Annotated in this window: 15 protein-coding genes; 5 read left to right on the forward strand and 10 right to left on the reverse strand. The window is 70.4% G+C overall.

From position 1 onward, the window contains the following. The first annotated feature begins 37 nt into the window (after positions 1 to 37). On the forward strand, positions 38 to 436 hold the full coding sequence (locus ACI3KX_RS07315; RefSeq protein WP_331911915.1) for a heme-binding protein: 399 nt from the start codon (positions 38 to 40) through the stop codon (positions 434 to 436). A 33-nt stretch (positions 437 to 469) separates the two neighbouring features. On the opposite strand, the gene ACI3KX_RS07320 is transcribed toward ACI3KX_RS07315, so the two are convergent. Next, on the reverse strand, positions 470 to 1,105 hold the full coding sequence (locus tag ACI3KX_RS07320) for a 4a-hydroxytetrahydrobiopterin dehydratase (protein ID WP_404909129.1): 636 nt from the start codon (positions 1,103 to 1,105) through the stop codon (positions 470 to 472). A 157-nt stretch (positions 1,106 to 1,262) separates the two neighbouring features. Between ACI3KX_RS07320 and ACI3KX_RS07325 the strand changes: the two genes are divergently transcribed. Beyond that, on the forward strand, positions 1,263 to 1,970 hold the full coding sequence (locus tag ACI3KX_RS07325) for a YqaJ viral recombinase family protein (RefSeq protein ID WP_404909131.1): 708 nt from the start codon (positions 1,263 to 1,265) through the stop codon (positions 1,968 to 1,970). A 29-nt stretch (positions 1,971 to 1,999) separates the two neighbouring features. Here ACI3KX_RS07325 and ACI3KX_RS07330 read toward each other — a convergent pair whose 3' ends face one another. The 6 genes from ACI3KX_RS07330 to ACI3KX_RS07355 form a co-directional block, all read right to left on the reverse strand. Continuing rightward, the gene (locus tag ACI3KX_RS07330) at positions 2,000 to 2,503 is read right to left on the reverse strand and encodes a 2'-5' RNA ligase family protein (RefSeq protein ID WP_404909133.1); all 504 of its coding nucleotides are present in this window, start codon (positions 2,501 to 2,503) and stop codon (positions 2,000 to 2,002) included. A 49-nt stretch (positions 2,504 to 2,552) separates the two neighbouring features. After that, positions 2,553 to 4,433 (reverse strand): dipeptide ABC transporter ATP-binding protein, encoded by a 1,881-nt coding sequence (locus tag ACI3KX_RS07335; protein WP_404909135.1) that lies wholly within the window; start codon positions 4,431 to 4,433, stop codon positions 2,553 to 2,555. Continuing rightward, on the reverse strand, positions 4,430 to 5,344 hold the full coding sequence (locus ACI3KX_RS07340; protein ID WP_404909137.1) for an ABC transporter permease: 915 nt from the start codon (positions 5,342 to 5,344) through the stop codon (positions 4,430 to 4,432). The genes ACI3KX_RS07335 and ACI3KX_RS07340 overlap by 4 nt, the downstream gene beginning before the upstream one ends. Next, positions 5,341 to 6,297, reverse strand: a complete 957-nt coding sequence (locus tag ACI3KX_RS07345; RefSeq protein ID WP_404909139.1) for an ABC transporter permease — start codon at positions 6,295 to 6,297, stop codon at positions 5,341 to 5,343. The genes ACI3KX_RS07340 and ACI3KX_RS07345 overlap by 4 nt, the downstream gene beginning before the upstream one ends. 66 nt (positions 6,298 to 6,363) lie before the next feature. Then, complete coding sequence (locus tag ACI3KX_RS07350; RefSeq protein WP_404909141.1) at positions 6,364 to 8,028, reverse strand: ABC transporter substrate-binding protein; 1,665 nt, start codon at positions 8,026 to 8,028, stop codon at positions 6,364 to 6,366. A gap of 66 nt (positions 8,029 to 8,094) precedes the next feature. After that, the gene (locus tag ACI3KX_RS07355) at positions 8,095 to 9,918 is read right to left on the reverse strand and encodes an amidohydrolase (RefSeq protein WP_404909143.1); all 1,824 of its coding nucleotides are present in this window, start codon (positions 9,916 to 9,918) and stop codon (positions 8,095 to 8,097) included. A gap of 164 nt (positions 9,919 to 10,082) precedes the next feature. Between ACI3KX_RS07355 and ACI3KX_RS07360 the strand changes: the two genes are divergently transcribed. The 3 genes from ACI3KX_RS07360 to ACI3KX_RS07370 all read left to right on the forward strand — a co-directional run bounded on the left by ACI3KX_RS07360 (position 10,083) and on the right by ACI3KX_RS07370 (position 13,180). Next, positions 10,083 to 10,769, forward strand: a complete 687-nt coding sequence (locus tag ACI3KX_RS07360; protein WP_363354058.1) for a TetR/AcrR family transcriptional regulator — start codon at positions 10,083 to 10,085, stop codon at positions 10,767 to 10,769. A 177-nt stretch (positions 10,770 to 10,946) separates the two neighbouring features. After that, positions 10,947 to 12,704: an MDR family MFS transporter gene (locus ACI3KX_RS07365; RefSeq protein WP_404909145.1), complete on the forward strand. Its 1,758-nt coding sequence runs from the start codon at positions 10,947 to 10,949 to the stop codon at positions 12,702 to 12,704. An 11-nt stretch (positions 12,705 to 12,715) separates the two neighbouring features. Further along, positions 12,716 to 13,180 (forward strand): MarR family winged helix-turn-helix transcriptional regulator, encoded by a 465-nt coding sequence (locus ACI3KX_RS07370; protein WP_404909147.1) that lies wholly within the window; start codon positions 12,716 to 12,718, stop codon positions 13,178 to 13,180. Positions 13,181 to 13,186: 6 nt separating this feature from the next. On the opposite strand, the gene ACI3KX_RS07375 is transcribed toward ACI3KX_RS07370, so the two are convergent. From ACI3KX_RS07375 to ACI3KX_RS07385, 3 genes are all read right to left on the reverse strand, one after another. Beyond that, a complete protein-coding gene (locus ACI3KX_RS07375) occupies positions 13,187 to 13,483 on the reverse strand; it encodes a Dabb family protein (RefSeq protein ID WP_363354062.1) in 297 nt (98 codons plus the stop codon). Between the two features lie 24 nt (positions 13,484 to 13,507). Beyond that, entirely contained in the window at positions 13,508 to 14,365 is an 858-nt protein-coding gene (locus ACI3KX_RS07380; RefSeq protein ID WP_363354064.1) for a sugar phosphate isomerase/epimerase, read from the reverse strand. Between the two features lie 147 nt (positions 14,366 to 14,512). After that, positions 14,513 to 15,712: a substrate-binding domain-containing protein gene (locus ACI3KX_RS07385; RefSeq protein ID WP_404909150.1), complete on the reverse strand. Its 1,200-nt coding sequence runs from the start codon at positions 15,710 to 15,712 to the stop codon at positions 14,513 to 14,515. Between the last annotated feature and the right edge of the window lies 1 nt (position 15,713).

A 15,713-nucleotide genomic window follows, 5' to 3' on the forward strand; every position in this document is an offset into this window, starting at 1 on the left:
ATCGAGGCATCCGCTCGCCCACGAAAGGAACACCACCATGTCCGTCACCCTCGAAGACGCCCGTCGCGTCATCGCCGCCGCGGAGAAGCGCGCCGACGAGATCGGCCAGCCCATGAACATCGCCGTGGTCGATGCGGGGGGCAATCTCGTCGCCCACGTCCGTCAGGACGGCGCGTGGATCGGCAGCGTCAACATCTCGATCAACAAGGCCTGGACCTCGCGCGCGTTCGACATCGAGACGAAGACCCTCGGTGAGAACTCGCAGCCGACGCAGCAGTTCTACGGCATCCACGCCACGAACGGCGGCAAGGTCGCGATCTTCGCCGGCGGCGTCCCGCTCTCCCGCGACGGCGCCGTCGTGGGTGCGGTCGGCGTCAGCGGCGGCTCGGGCGACCAGGACCAGACCGTTGCGGAGGCCGGCGCCGCCGCCTTCTGACACGATCGGCTACGGTCGCCCGACGCCCGGCCGCTACTCGCGCCAGGGGCAGAGGTCGACCTTGTGGCCGTCGGCGTCCGCGAGGGTCCACCACTCGGGCGCGTGGGAGTCGTCGACGATCACCCCGCCGGCGGCGAGCGCTGCCTCGAGGCGCTTCTCGATCACGTCGCGCGGAGCGTTGACGTCGAGGTGCGACCTGCCGCGCAGCGGCTTGTCGACGGGCTGGAACCAGATGAGAGGCCCCCGTCCGTCGGCGTCGAACAGCACGCCGTCGCGCACTTCGCGAAAGCCCGTCACAGCCTTCCAGAACGCCAGCGCGGCGCGCGAATCGGGCGTGGCCACGGCGAGCATGAGGTCCTGCATGCGCTCGGTCTCGGCGCGGATGTCGAGCTCGCGGGCCGCCTGTGAGATCTGCGCGGCGAGCACGGCATCCTTCGCCGTCAGGCCGCCCGCCGAATGAGTGAGCAGCCGTACGCGCACGGTGGCGTAGCGCATGTCGACGTCGGGGTGGTGGTCGGCTGCCTCGGCGAGGTCGGCGATCGCCGCGAACAGCTGCGCGCCCGCCGCGAAGCTGCCGGTACGGAACAGGGCGAAGGCGCCGGTCACGCGGGGACGCCAGTCCTCGACACCCGGGAACGCGCGGAATTCGTCTGACGTGATGGTGCTCATGTTCCCGAGGATGCCACCGCCGCCGCCGATCGCAACCCCTCTTGCGCACCGCCGTCCGTCGAGGTCGTGCGCATCGAACGGCGCCATCGCGTGACGGACCCATGCCGCTGGTGCGTCGCAGGCGGCGGATGTCGGGTCGGCGGCGTAGCCTCGGAGGGTGAACCCCGAGCACGCCGCCGCACGCCCCTCGGCGCTCGCGGCGCGTGCACCGGACGTTGCGGCCCGCATCGTCGCGGATTCGCGCGACCGGGTCGCCTGGGTGCGCGCACGGTCGCGCGGCATCACCGCGACCGACGTCGCGACCCTCACCTCCGACCGGGCCATCGGCCGTGCCGCCGACGCCAAGCTGCTCGGCTCGGGCTTCTCGGGCAACGCCTACACGGCACACGGCCGGGCGCGCGAACCCGAGATCGCCGCGTGGGTCGCCGCGACTCACGGCGTCCAGCCCTCGTCGGCGTTGTTCCACGCCGTCGTCGAGAAGCGGCACCTTGCGACCCCCGACGGCATCGCCGTCGACGCTTCGGGACGCATCACGCTCGCCGAGATCAAGACGACCAACAAGGCCTGGCGCAGCATCCCGCGGTCCTACCTCCGGCAGGTGTGGTGGCAGCAGCACGTGCTCGGGGCGGAGCGCACGCTCGTGGCCTGGGAGCAGCACGACGGCTTCGTGCCCGTCGGCGACGAGCCGCGCTGCGCATGGGTCGATCGCGACGAGGCCGAGATCGCGAAGCTCGTGCGCCTCGCCACCGCCCTCATCGACGAGCTCTACCTGCGTACGACGCGATCTCGACAGCAGGCAGAGCGGATGCCGCAGCCGCCCGCTGCGCCGCGCGAGCCGTTCCGCGCACTCGCCCTCGCCGACTGAACCGGCCGACGTGCGGCGCGGCCGGCGCCTCATCGGATCGTGGTCACACGCCGCGCCTCGGCGTCCCACACGCGCGCTCCTGTCGCCTGCCCGACGACGTTCGGCGCCTTCACCAGTCGCATCGCCGTCGCCAGTCGCGCGGCAGTGAGCCCCCGCGCCACAGTCATGTGCGGCGTCCACCGGTCGATCCCGGTGTTCGAATACCGCGGCTCGGGTCGGCCGGCGATCTCTGCGACGACGCGGTGGACCGTGAGGAGCGGCGCGCTCACGACGACGTGCCGCGCGAGCACGTACCGGTCCCGATGACCGAGCAGCACGAACCCGGCGAGCTCCAGGGCGACGGGGAGCAGCTCGGCGATGCTGGCGAACGCCGCCGGATCGACCCGGTCCCGCACCGCGAGCGTCACGTGCGGACGGTTGCTCGGTGCGGGATTGCGCCCCGAGCTCGGCAGATCGGCCCCGAGAAGTCGATCCCAGTCGTCCCGGACCGCGCCGTCGATCTCGGCATCCGGAATCAGTTCGACACTGAACACGCCTCCATACTGCTCGCACCGACCGTGCCGCGCGACGAAGACCCGGCGCTCACCGTGCCTGCCCCGAGGCCTCGACCTTCGCCGCCTGCACCGACGCGGCTTCCGCATCGTCTTCGGCCACCCCGTCCCAGCCGGGGGCGTCGACGCCTGCATCCTCGACCTCGGCGCCCGCCTGCTCCGGATCCCACCCGGGCTTGGGCACGGACTCGATGAGCAGCCGCGTGTACTCGTGCTGCGGGTCGCCGAGCAGCTCGTCCGTGCGCCCGCGTTCGACGATCTCGCCGCGTCGCATCACGACGGTCTCGTCGCACACCCGGCGGACGACCGCCAGGTCGTGGCTGATGAACAGCACCGTGAGTCCGCGCTCCCGACGGATGCGGTCGACGAGATCGAGCACCTGCGCCTGCACCGAGACGTCGAGCGCGCTCGTCGCCTCGTCCATCACCAGCACGTCCGGCTCTATCGCGAGGGCGCGCGCGATCGCGACGCGCTGCCGCTGACCGCCCGAGAGCGTGCGCGGCCGCGCCGCGGCGTGCTTCTCCCCCAGGCCCACCTGTTCGAGCAGGTCCCGTACTCGTGTGCGCGACTCGGATGCACTGAGCCGCCTCTCACTGCCCGAGACGCCGTGCAGGCGCAGGGCGTCCTCGATCGCACGGCCGGCGGTGATGCGCGGATCCAGCGACAGGTACGGGTCCTGGAACACCATCTGCACGCTGCGCGCGTGCGCCAGTCGCCCCTGGCGGCCGCGGGGAACCACGGTGCGCGGCTGACCGTCGATGCGGATGTCGCCGCCGTCGGCGCTCTCGAGGCCCACGATCATGCGCGCCAGCGTCGACTTTCCCGACCCGGACTCCCCCACCACACCGAGCGCGCCGCCACGCGGCACGGCGATCGAGGCATCGATCACGGCGTGCACCGGATCCTTCCCCCGCCGGTGATAGGTCTTCGCGATCCCGATCGCCTCGAGCATGGGCGTGCCATGCGCGGCGGGCACGCAGTCGGCGACCTGTTCGCGGGGTTGAATCTGGACCGCGGCCTGCGGCGCGGGTGCCGGCCGACCGCCATCATCCGGGCGAGACACCGGTGCGCTGCCGAAGAGCGTCGGCGTCGCGGCGACGAGTCGGCGGGTGTACTCCGCCCGCGGGTCGCGCAGCACATCGTGCGCGCGCCCCTGCTCGACGATGTGTCCGCCGCTCATCACGTAGACGCGGTCGCAGAGCGAGGCGGCGAGGTTGAGGTCGTGCGTGATGAACAGCATGCCCATGCCGCGGCGCGCGCGCTGCTCGCTGAGCACCCCGATGATCTCGGCCTGCGTCGTGACGTCGAGAGCCGTGGTGGGCTCGTCGCACACCAGCAGTCGCGGCGACGTCGTGAGCGCACCGGCGATCATGACGCGCTGCAGCATGCCGCCCGAGAACTCGTGCGGATACTGGCGCAGGTGCTCCTCGGGGCGTGGCAGGCGCACGGCGGTGAGCAGTTCGACGGCGCGGGCTCTCGCGGCATCCGCCGACCATCCCTCGGCCAGCCGCAGCGCCTCGGTCAGGTGATCGCCGATCGTGCGCATCGGGTTGATGCCGGCGCGCGGGTCCTGGAAGATCATGGCCGCGCCGTGACGGCGCAGCCCGCGCAGCTCGGAGGGGGTGGCGCTCAGCACGCCCGCTCCGCCGAGCACGACCTCGCCCGTGGTGATCGCGCGGGTGGGAAGAAGCCCCAGCACGGTGCGAGCGGTGAGCGACTTGCCCGAGCCGGACTCGCCGACGAGCCCGACCGTCTCACCGGCCGCGACCGAGAGTGAGATGCCGTGGAGCAGCCGTGTGCCGTCGGCAAGGTCAAGGGTCAGATCACGGATGCCGAGCAGGGCATCGCCGTGCGCCGGCACCTGGGAAGCACCGGCGGCTGCCGGCTCGACGATGGAAGCGCGCGCGTTCATGCCGGGATCTCCCCTCCGATGCGGTCGGAGACCTCTTCCCCGATGATGTTGACGGCCACGACGACCACGACGACGGCGACCGCCGGCACGATCGCCGGGAGGAAGTGTCCGCCGATGAGCCCGGCCTGCGCCTCGTTGATCATCGCGCCCCAGTCGGCCGTCGGCGGCTGCACGCCGAGACCGAGGAACGACAGCGCCGCGAGCTCCGCCAGCACGTAGCCGAAGTTCAGCGTCGACTGCGCGCCGACGATCGGGGTGACGTTCGGCAGCACACGCCGCAGCGCGATCCACGGTCCGGAGAACCCCTGGACGCGGTACGCGGCGACGTACGGCCGGGTCCGCTCGGCAGCGACGAGCGACCGCGTCAGGCGTGCGACGAACGGTGCGTACGCGATGCTCATGGCGATGACCGGCGCCACCAGGCCCTTGCCGAACAGCGCCACGGCCATGATGGCGATGAGCAGCGACGGGAAGGCGAAGAGCACGTCGAACACGCGACCGAGTGCGGCGTCGATCCAGCCGCCGCGCCAGCCCGCGACAAGGCCGAGAAGGATGCCGAGAACGGTCGACGCGATGACCACGAGCAGCGGCCCGAGCAGCGCCGTGCGCGCCCCGTAGATGAGGCGGCTGAGGGTGTCGCGTCCCAGGCTGTCGGTGCCGAGCCAGTGCGCGGCGCTCGGCCCGGCGTTGACCGCGGCGAAGTCGACGGCGTCGGGGTCGTACGGGGCGAGGAACGGCGCGAAGATCGCGGCCAGCGTCATCGCGGCGACGACCGCCAGCGCGATCGCGAGCGTGAGGCCGGCGCGCCGCCGCCGAGGCGCCCGCAGCACGCCGACGGCGAGTGTCGCGGGGCTCGTGCGCGCGGTCGCCGCGCTCGGCGCCCCGGCGGGCGAAGGTGTGGTGGAGGTCATCGTGCACCGGCTCCGGCAGCGGATCGGGGGTCGATCCAGGGTTCGAGGACGTCGATCACGGCGTTGACGAGCACGAACGCGGTGACGACGAGGAGGACGATCGCCTGCACGACCGGGAAGTCGAGACGGTCGACCGACTGCACCAGCAGCGAGCCGATGCCGGCGAGACCGAAGGCCGCCTCGACGATGGAGCTCGACACGAGGAGCCCGGCCACCAGCATTCCGCTCACCGTCAGAATCGGTCCGACGGCGTTGCGGAAGACATGGCGACGCACCACGGTGCCGCGTCGGATGCCGCGGCTGATGGCCACCTCGACGTGCTCGCGCCCGAGCTGGTCGATCATCGACGACCGGGTCACCTTGCCCACGAGCACGACGAACACGATCGCGAGCGCGATGGACGGCAGCACCAGGTGGTACACCGTGTCCCAGAAGCCGTCGCCCGACCCGAACGACGGGAACCAGCCGAGCTGCACCGCGAACACCGCGATGAGCACGATCGAGCCGACGAACGAGGGCACAGCGCCCAGCACGGTGAGGCCGATGAGGATCGAACGGTCGGCGATGCGTCCGCGCGAGAGTGCGGCGAGGGCGCCAGCCGTCAGTCCGACGACCGCGATCATCGTCCCCGCCATGACGACGAGCCCGAGCGTGACCGGCAGACGCTCGCCGAGCACGACCGTCACGTCCTGCCGGTACTGCAGGGAACGGCCGAGATCGCCGCGCAGGAGGCCGGCCACCCACGTCAGGTACTGCTGCCAGGGCGGCAGGTCGAGGCCGTACTGCGCGGTGATCTGCGCCACCGCCTCGGGGCTCGGCTTGCGACCCCGCAGGAGGAAGGCGACGGGGTCGCCCGGCACCAGGAACCGCGAGAAGAAGACGAGGACGGATGCCAGGAACAGCGTGAGCAGCAGACCGCCGAGCTTGCCGGCGATCCGGCGGACGGCGGTCATGACGCGACCTCGTCTGCGAAGGCGGCCGGACGGGGCCCGGCACCCAGCGCCGGGCCCCCGCTCAGGTCACCGGGAGCCAATGGTCGCCGCCCACGGGTAGTAGAGGAACGCCACCGACGGTGCGACACCGGTCACGCCCTCGCCCAGGAACACCGTCATCGGTCCCTCGAACAGGGGCAGCCAGGGCAGCTGCTCGTTCGCGATGCGCTGCGCCTGAGCCGTGACCTCGCTGCGCTGCGCCGGGTCGTCGATCGCCACCGCCTCGTCGACCAGGGCGTCGAAGCCGGGGTCGCTCCAGCCGCCGTAGTTGCTGAACTCCCCGGTGCGCAGCACGCCGTACATCTCGAGAGGGTCCGGGCTCGAGAGGTACCACGAGGTGTAGAAGAGGTCGACGCCCTCGCGTGCGGTCGGGTCGGAGAACAGGGCGGTGTACGCGCTCGGGCTGACGGTCTGGATCGTCGCCGTGAGCCCGATCGCCTGTGCTGCGGCTGCCGCGCCCTGCGAGATCACAGCGAAGTCGTTGCCGAGTGGAGCGGTCGCGATGACGATCTCCTCGCCCGCCACGCCCGCGTCGTCGATCAGCTTCTTCGCCGCCTCGAGGTCGTACGGATACTCCTCGAGCCCGTCGAATGCCGCGTCCAGCGCCCCTTCGCTGGCGCCCACCCACACCGACTCTGTGGTGAGCGCGTCGGTGACCTCGCCGTAGCCCTGCGCCGCGGCATCCAGGATCCCCTGCCGGTCCATCGCCATGAGAAGCGCCTCGCGCACGCGCCGGTCACCGAGCGGGCCCTCGAGATCGCTGACGATCAGGCTGCCGACCGCCGTGTTGAGGCCGAAGTACACGTCGCCCTTGCCGGAGCCCTGCAGCTGCGAGATCGCATCCGGCGGGATCATCCAGCCGCCGTCCACCTCACCGGACTTCAGAGCGTTGACGCGGGCATTGGGATCGGTCATGAAGAGGATCTCGACCTCGCCCGCCCGGGCGCGCAGCGACTCGTCCCAGTAGCCGTCGTACCGCGTCAGCGTCACCGACTCGCCCGACTTCCAGGCCGCCAGCGCGAACGGCCCGGTGCAGTTCACGAGGCCGGTGGAGTTGCCGTAGTCCGCCCCCTTTCCGGCCAGCGTCGCGGCCGACTCGACGACTCCCGCCGAGCCGCCCATCGCGAGGTTGAACTGGGAGTCGGGCCGCGTCATCGTGACGGTGACCTGGCGTTCGCCGGTCTGTTCGATCGCGGCGACGTTCTGGTACACCGAGTACCACGACGAGCCGACCTCCGGGTCGAGGTGGCGGCTCATCGAGGTCACGACGTCGGCGGCGGTGAGCGGCGTGCCGTCGTGGAAGGTGACGCCGTCGCGGATCGTGTACACCCAGGTCTCGGGCGTCGGGTGCTCGAACGACTCGGCGAGGCCGGGCGACAGCGTGTAGTCGGGGTTGAGGCGCAGCAGCGACTCGCACACGTTCGCGAGCACCTGGTTGTCGGCGTAGTCGAACGCGTAGGCGTAGTCGAGCGAGTACGGCTCGGAGTAGCTCACCCAGGTGAACGAGTCGATGTCACCGGACGGCGCGGCCGTCTGGGCGGTGAGCTCCCACTCGGGCGCGGCGGTCGCATCGGACTCGGCGGCGCCCGGGGTGCACCCCGAGAGGATGAGCGCGCCGGCGAGACCGGCGGCTGCGAGAGCGCCGAGTCGATGGACGGAGGATCGACGGGCGGTTCGTCGAGTGCGGATCATGGTGCTCCTCGGGGTGAGACGGCGGTGTCGGGTGGAGAAGGGAGTCGGGTGCGGCGCTTCGTCGCGTCAGCCGTGGCTCGGCACGGGCACCGCATCCGACGGCGAGTCGGCGGCGGGCCGGCCGAGGGCAGCGGCATCCGACGACGAGCCGGCGGCCGGTGACGGGGTGGTGGCGACCGTCGGCGCGTCCTCGCGGGCGTACAACCGCTCGCCGTCGATCCAGGTCGAGACGACCTGGCAGGCGTAGAGCTCCTCGGCCGGGACCGCGAACGGGTTGGGCTCGACCACGACCAGGTTCGCGAGGTAGCCGGCACGCAGGTAGCCGGTGTCGTGGTCGCGGTGGTTCACGTAGGCCGTGCCCGACGTGTAGGCGGCGAGCGCGGTCGCGAGGTCCAGCCGCTGGTGCGCGCCGCCCAGCGGCTCGGCATCCGACAGCGGAGCGACCCGGTTGACGGCGATGTGCACACCGGCCAGCGGGTCGGCGCTCGAGACGGGCCAGTCGCTGCCACCGGCGAGGCGCACGCCGGCGCGGCGCAGATCTCCGAACGGGTACTGACGGGATCCCGCCGACTGTGCCAGGAACGGCAGCGTGAGCTCGTCCATCTGGTCTTCGTGGCACGCCCACAGCGGCTGCATGTTCGCGACCGCCGCTACCGCCGCGAAGCGCGGCACATCGGCCTCGTCGATGATCTGGATGTGTGCGAGGTGGTGGCGCCCGTCGGTGTCGCCGTTGGCTGCGGCAGCCGCCTCGACCGCGTCGAGCGCCTCGCGCACGGCGCGGTCGCCGAGGGCGTGGAAGTGCAGCTGGAAGCCGGCCGCATCAGCCGCGATCGCGTACTCGCGCAGCTTCTCGGCGGGGATGAACGACAGCCCGCGATTGTCGGTGTCGTGCCCGTGAGCGTCGCGGTACGGCTCGAGCATGGCCGCAGTGTGATTCTCGGCGACGCCGTCGACCATGAACTTGATGGAGGTGAGCGAGAACCTGTCCTCGCGACCGAGCTCCGCGATCTCGTCACGCAGACGGATCATGTCGTCGAGCTGCTCGATGCCGTCGGCCCGCTCCCACCACTGCGCCCCCACGACATGCGCCTTGAGCGTGCCGTCGGCGAGTGCGCGCCGGTACGACGCCAGTCCGCCGGCGATCCCCGGAAAGTCGCCGACGAGTGCGTCCTGCCATCCCGTGATGCCCTGCGCCAGCAGGTCACGCTGCGCACGCAGCAGGCCGTCGTAGGCGAGGTCTTCCGAGACCCGCGGCCGCACGGTGGCGAAGAGGTCCGACGCACCTTCGTGGAAGGTGCCGGCCGGGAAGCCGTCCGCCTCGCGCTCGATACGCCCGTCGGCAGGATCGGCGGTCGCGGCATCCACTCCGGCGAGGCGCATCGCCGCAGTGTTCGCCCAGGACGAGTGGTGGTCGCGGCTCGCGAGCAGCACCGGGCGGTCGGGCACGATGGCGTCGAGGGCGCCTCGCAGCGGCGCGCCGCCCGGGAAGTGATCCATCGACCAGCCGCCGCCCACGATCCACTCCGCATCGGGATTCTCCGCGGCGTAGCGGGCGATCGTCGCGAGCGCGTCGGCGGCGTTCTCGGAGCCGGTGAGGTTGCACTGCAGCAGCTCGACGCCCCCCGACATCGGATGGATGTGCGCGTCCTGGAAGCCCGGCGCCAGCAACGCGCCGGCGAGATCGACGACCTCGGTGTCAGGGCCGATGAGGACGGATGCCGCTTCCTCGCCGCACACCGCGGCGATGCGCCCCCCGCGCACCGCGACGGCGAGACCCGTCAGCGCCTCGTGGCTGCCCGCAGCCACGAGGTCGGAGCTGAACAGCGCACCTCCGGTGAACACTGTGTCTGCGAACGGCGTCTGTGCGTCGTCAGGAACGGCAGCGGCCACGGGACCTCTCCTTCGTCATCGAGCGGGTTGCTTGACGATAGGCGTCCGTCATCGCTGATGTCAACAGTGTTGACCGAATTGATGACGCGACCTGTAGGCTCGGCGTCACGGGGCCCGAGTGCGGCTCCGTGGCACGATGGACGGCGACGGCGGAAGCGGGGATCATGGCGGCACGCAGCGGAGCGACGTCCGAGAAGTCCGGCGGCAGGCGCCTGGATCGGGCGACGATCATCGCCGCAGGGCTGGAGCTCGCCGAGACGACCGGCTCTGGATCCCTCTCCATCCGAGAGCTGGGCGCCAAGCTCGGCACCGACCCGACGGCGATCTATCGGCACTTTCGCAGCAAGGACGACCTCATGGGCGCCCTGCTCGACGAGCTCACGGTGCGCACCCTCGCCGCTGTGACCGCGCCGCCCGAGGACTGGCAGGAGCGACTGCGCCAGCTGGCGTCCGCCACGCTCAGCGAGCTCTCCCGCTACCCCGCTGTCGGCCAGGAGGCCATCGTGCTCACCACGCACGGCCCCGGCGAGCTCGACGCGATCGAGTTCATGCTCGACGCGTTCTCGCGCGCGGGCCTGACGGGCGAGGACCTGGTGCAGCACTACGCGCTCATGGCGACGCACATCCTCTCGTCGGCCGCCGGCGTCGCCCGGGCGCGGATCGAGCGCGGAACCGCTGCACCCTCGGACACCAGCCCGTGGTTCGAGGGACCTCTCCTGGTCGACCCCATCAAGCACCCGCACATCGCGCAGATCTCGCCGCAGCTGCTGCAGCTCGAGGACCGCGAACTCTTCACGCTCGGCGTCGAGTGGGTCATCCGCTCCGCCGAGCGCACCGCGCGCCCCGCCTGAGCCTCCGCCGGCGCCGGTCCGCCGCAGCGGACTGACACCGTACCTTCATCCGCGCTGATAGTTGACGCACGTCAACCATTGTCGTATAGTTGACCCATATCAACTGTTGACCCTGGTCAACCATCTCTGCGCCGCCGTCGCCGCATCTCTTCCACCAACACCGTTCGAAGGACTCCTATGGCTACGTCCACCCCCGCGACCGGGTCGGTCGCCACTGGCTCAGCCGGCAGCGTGAGCGCCGACGAGAAGCGCCACCACCGCAAGGTGCTGCAGGCGCTCACCGGCCTGCTGCTCGGCATGTTCGTGTCGATGCTCGCGTCGACCGTCGTGTCGACATCGCTTCCGGTCATCGTCCACGACCTGGGCGGCGACCAGGCCGCGTTCACCTGGGTCGTCACCGCGACCCTTCTGACCACCGCGATCTCCACCCCCATCTGGGGCAAGCTCGCCGACCTGTTCAACCGCAAGCTGCTGATCCAGATCGCCATCGTCATCTTCGTGCTGGCGACTGCGGCCGCCGGCTTCTCGCAGGACCCGGGCACGCTCATCGCGTTCCGCGCGGTGCAGGGCATCGGCGCGGGCGGTCTCGCCGCGCTCAGCCAGGTCATCATGGCCGACATCATCAGCCCGCGCGAGCGCGGCCGCTACATGGGCCTGTTCGGCGCCGTGATGGCCGTCGCCACCGTCGGCGGACCGCTCCTCGGCGGTTTCATCACCGACACGATCGACTGGCGCTGGAACTTCTTCATCGCGCTGCCGTTCGCGGTCGCCGCGCTCATCATCATGCAGCGCACACTGCACCTCCCCGCTCGCCCCAAGGTGAAGGCGCGGATCGACTACTTCGGCATCGTGCTGCTCTCGACAGCTGTGTCGTTGCTGCTCATCTGGGTCACCAACGCCGGCAAGGACTACGACTGGTGGAGCACGGAGACCATCCTGATGGTCGGCGGCGCGCTGCTCGCGGCCGTGCTGTTCGTGATCGTCGAGCTGCGCTCGAAAGAGCCGCTCATCCCCCTCACGATGTTCCGCAACCGCACGTTCACGCTCGCGGTCATCGCGTCGATCTCGATCGGCATCGCGATGTTCGGCACGTCGGTCTTCCTCAGTCAGTACATGCAGCTCGCCCGTGGCGCCACGCCGACCGAAGCAGGTCTGATGACGATCCCGATGATCGGCGGACTGCTGCTGGCGTCGATCGTGATCGGCGGTCTTGTGACCCGTCACGGCATCTGGAAGCCGTACCTCATCGTGGGCGGCGTGCTGCTCATCGCCGGCTCGTTCCTGCTGTCGACCATCGAGTACGACACGAACTTCGTGCTCGTCTCGCTCTACATGTTCCTGCTCGGTGCGGGCGTCGGCATGACGATGCAGAACCTCGTGCTCATCGTGCAGAACACCGCCAAGCCGAGTGAGATCGGCGTCGCGAGCTCCGGTGTCACGTTCTTCCGCAGCCTCGGCGGCACGATCGGCGTCTCGGTCATGGGTGCCGCACTGGCGACCTCGGCGACCGATCTGTTCTCCCAGCGCAAGGACGACATCGGTGCGGCCATCATGACGCTGGGCGAGAAGGGCGCCGCCATCGCGGAGCAGCTCCAGTCGGGCACGATCCCGCAGGTGTCGGCGCTGCCCGAGGCGATCCGCGTGATCGTGGAGGACATCTACGCCCAGGCCATCGCCCACTCGTTCCTCATCGCCGTGCCGCTGGCCGTGATCAGCCTCATCGCGATCATCTTCCTGCCGAACAAGCCGCTCACCCACATGACGACGAGCGAGCGCGTGCAGGCCAGCGAGGCCGACCTCGCGACTGTGTCGGTCGCCGAAGGCATGGACGCGCTGACGGCGACGGCCACGGTGAAGACGCAGGATGCCGAGACCGCCGTCACGCCCGAAAAGTCGGGCGTCGCGGCGGACCAGACGCGGCGCACCCGGCGCTAATGTCGAACACGATGACCTCCGAAGACACTCGAGCGGCGCGCACCGAAGCGGTGCGCGCCCTCGAGGCGGAGTTCGGCGAGCTGATCAACCGCTTCCGCCGGATCATCACCGAGAACGCCAACCGCGTGAGCCCCGGCATGCTGCCAGGCGCCTACAAGGTGTTCACCACCATCGTGCGTCGCGAGGGCATCACCCTGTCGGCGCTCGCCGAGGCGCTGACGGCCGACAAGGGCCAGATCAGCCGCACGGTCCGCGAGCTGGAGCAGCTGGGTCTGATCCAGCGCACCCCCGACCCCGACGACGGCCGCTCGAGCCTGCTCTCCCCCACCCCGTTCGGGCTGGAGCGCCTCGCGGAGGCCCGCGCCCCGCAGGAGAGCCTGCTCGTCGACGCCCTCGCCGCGTGGCCGGTCGACGACATCCTGAACCTGACGCGGCTGCTGCACGCCCTCACCCTCGGCAAGCGACCCTCCGACTGAGGCGGATCAGGCCTCGACGAAGTCGTACTCCTGGAACTCCGCCACCTCCGCCGCCCAGCGCTCGGCGACGAATGCCACATGGGTCGGGTGCTCGTTGTAGGCGCGGTACGCGGCGTCGTCCGCGAAGACCATCGAGAACTGGTGCGCGAGGCCGCTCTTGGGACTCACCTGCCGGTTCACCCGGAAGTCCTCGACGCCCGGAATCGACGTGAGGGCGGCCCGGCCGTCCGTGAGGAACGCCGTCTCCTCCGGCGAATCGGACGGGTGGACCAGGCGGAAGACGACGGTGTGCTGAATGGGCATGGATCGAGTGTCGCGCATGGGCGCTCAACGACCTGCCTGCAGCGCCGTGAGGTATCGCAGCGACCGCTCGGCCAGATCGTCCTGACTCGGCGCGAGCGGCCTCCAGACCGAGGCCGCCACGGCGATCGTGGCGTTCTCGCCGGTGAAGCTCTCCAGCCCCAGGATGCCTTCATACCCGGCATCGTCGAGCGCCGCCAGTGTCGCGGGCCAATCGGTGTGGTCGTCTCCGACGGTGCCGCGGTCGCTCCCGCACACCTGCACGTGGGCGATGTGCCCTGCTGCGGCACGGATCGCGGCATCCGGCCGCTTCTCCTCGATGTTGAGATGGTAGGTGTCCAATGCGAGTCCGAGCCCCGGACCCCAGAGCGGCGCGAGCGCCTCGAGCCCCTGCTCGACGGTGTTGATCACGCTCGTCTCGTACCGGTTGAGCGGCTCGACGGCGAGCGCGAGGCCGTCCGCGGCGGCTTCGTCGACGAGCGGCGCGAGGTTGCGGCGCAGCTGCGCGACCACGTCGGTGCGCTCATCCCGCGTCATGCGCCAGGTCACGCCGGTCGGCGCATAGAACGGCCCGGCGACGACGGATGCGCCCACTGCGCGCGCTGCGGCGAGGCACGTGCGCAGGTACACCTGGGTCGCCGGCACATTGCCCGCACGGTCGACCAGCGACCGCCCCGGACCCATCGCGCCGATCACGACGGGCTGCAGGTCCAGAGAGCGCAGCAGATCACCGGCGCTCGCGGCATCCCAGTCCCCCGCGTTCTCGAGCGGGAGCTCGATCGCGCCGAAACCCATGCGCGCGATCTTCGGCGCGAGCTCGGCGAGCGACTGGTCGGTCAGCGGCGAGGTCCACACCCACGTGTTGACGCCGATCGTGCGCTGCATTGCTCTCCTTCGCCTGTGTGGGGTGTTTCGTCTCGCTCTGCTCGCTCAACGACCGGACGCGATGCCGGTCGTTGAGCGAGCGAGGAACGCGGTCGTTGAGCGAGCCTGCGAGTCGAAACGCAGAGACGAAACGTCGGGACCTGTGCCTTACGGGATCTGGCGCTCCTGCCAGACCTCGGGGTAGCCCGGCAGGTTCTCTCCGCCGAACTTGGCGTAGTGGCCGTCAGGCATGCCGTCGTTGGCCTCCAGGTACTGGTCGACCTCCTCCGCGGTGATCGGGCTCTGCGGCAGCACCCACTCCTTGGGGATCTCCTCGCCGGCGAAGATCTTCTGCGCCGCCAGCAGCGGGGTGCGCCACTGGAAGTTGGAGTAGACCGGAGCGAGGCCGGTCAGGCCCGTCTCCTTCCACTTCCGCAGGAAGCTCATCTCGTCCTCACCCGTCATGACCGGGTAGTCGACTCCGGCGTCCTCGAACGCCTCGATCGCCGCCACGGCGCCGTCACCGGCATCCATCCAGATTCCCGCCACGTCGCCCGTCGCGAGCTCGTCGCTGATGATGCTCTTGATCTCGGCCGGGTCGGCACCGGTGAAGTAGTCCACCGCCTCGATGCCGGCTTCCTCGAACATGTACTCGGCGGCCGCCCAGCGCTGCTCGAGCACGTCGACGCCGGGAAGGATGCGGAGTCCCACCACCTTGTCGCCCTCCTCGAGGTTGTCGATGAGGAACTGCGCGGTGTCGATGCCCCAGGCGAAGCCGCCGATCGGGTGGATGAACGTCACCGGGCAGTCGGTCTCCACACCGCGGTCGAACACGATCACCGGCTTGCCGGTGTCGCAGGCGCGCTGGACCGCCGGCGTCATCGCGGCCGTGCTGTTCGGCGAGATGATGAAGACGTCGCAGCCGCCCTCCGAGATGAAGTAGTCGATGTCGGCGATCTGCGTGTCATCGGAGTCCTGCGCGTCGCGCGTCTCCATCTCGCTGATCACACCCTGTTCCTGCAGCACCTCCAGCTGCTGGTTCATGGTGATCCAGCCGGTCTGGCGCCACGGGTTCGAGATCGAGGCGTTCGCGAAGCACGCCTTCTTCGGGCCGGTGCTCGCGTACTCCGACGTGTCGACCATCTCGGCGTCGATGTGCTGCAGATACGGCTCGTCCTCCGGACCTTCGGGCACGACCTCGCGCTGGGCCATCTGCGTGTCGAACAGCGCCTGGTCGAACCACTCGTTGGCGCCGCCGTCCTCGGTCGGCTCCGCCGACGAGTCCGGTGGGGCCACGTTGGGGTCGGTCGTGCACCCTGCGAGGGCGAAGAGGCCGACGAGCGCCACCGCTGTGGTGGCGATCTTCATT

The organism is Microbacterium sp. ZW CA_36, from assembly GCF_044987475.1.
Lineage (GTDB): Bacteria > Actinomycetota > Actinomycetes > Actinomycetales > Microbacteriaceae > Microbacterium.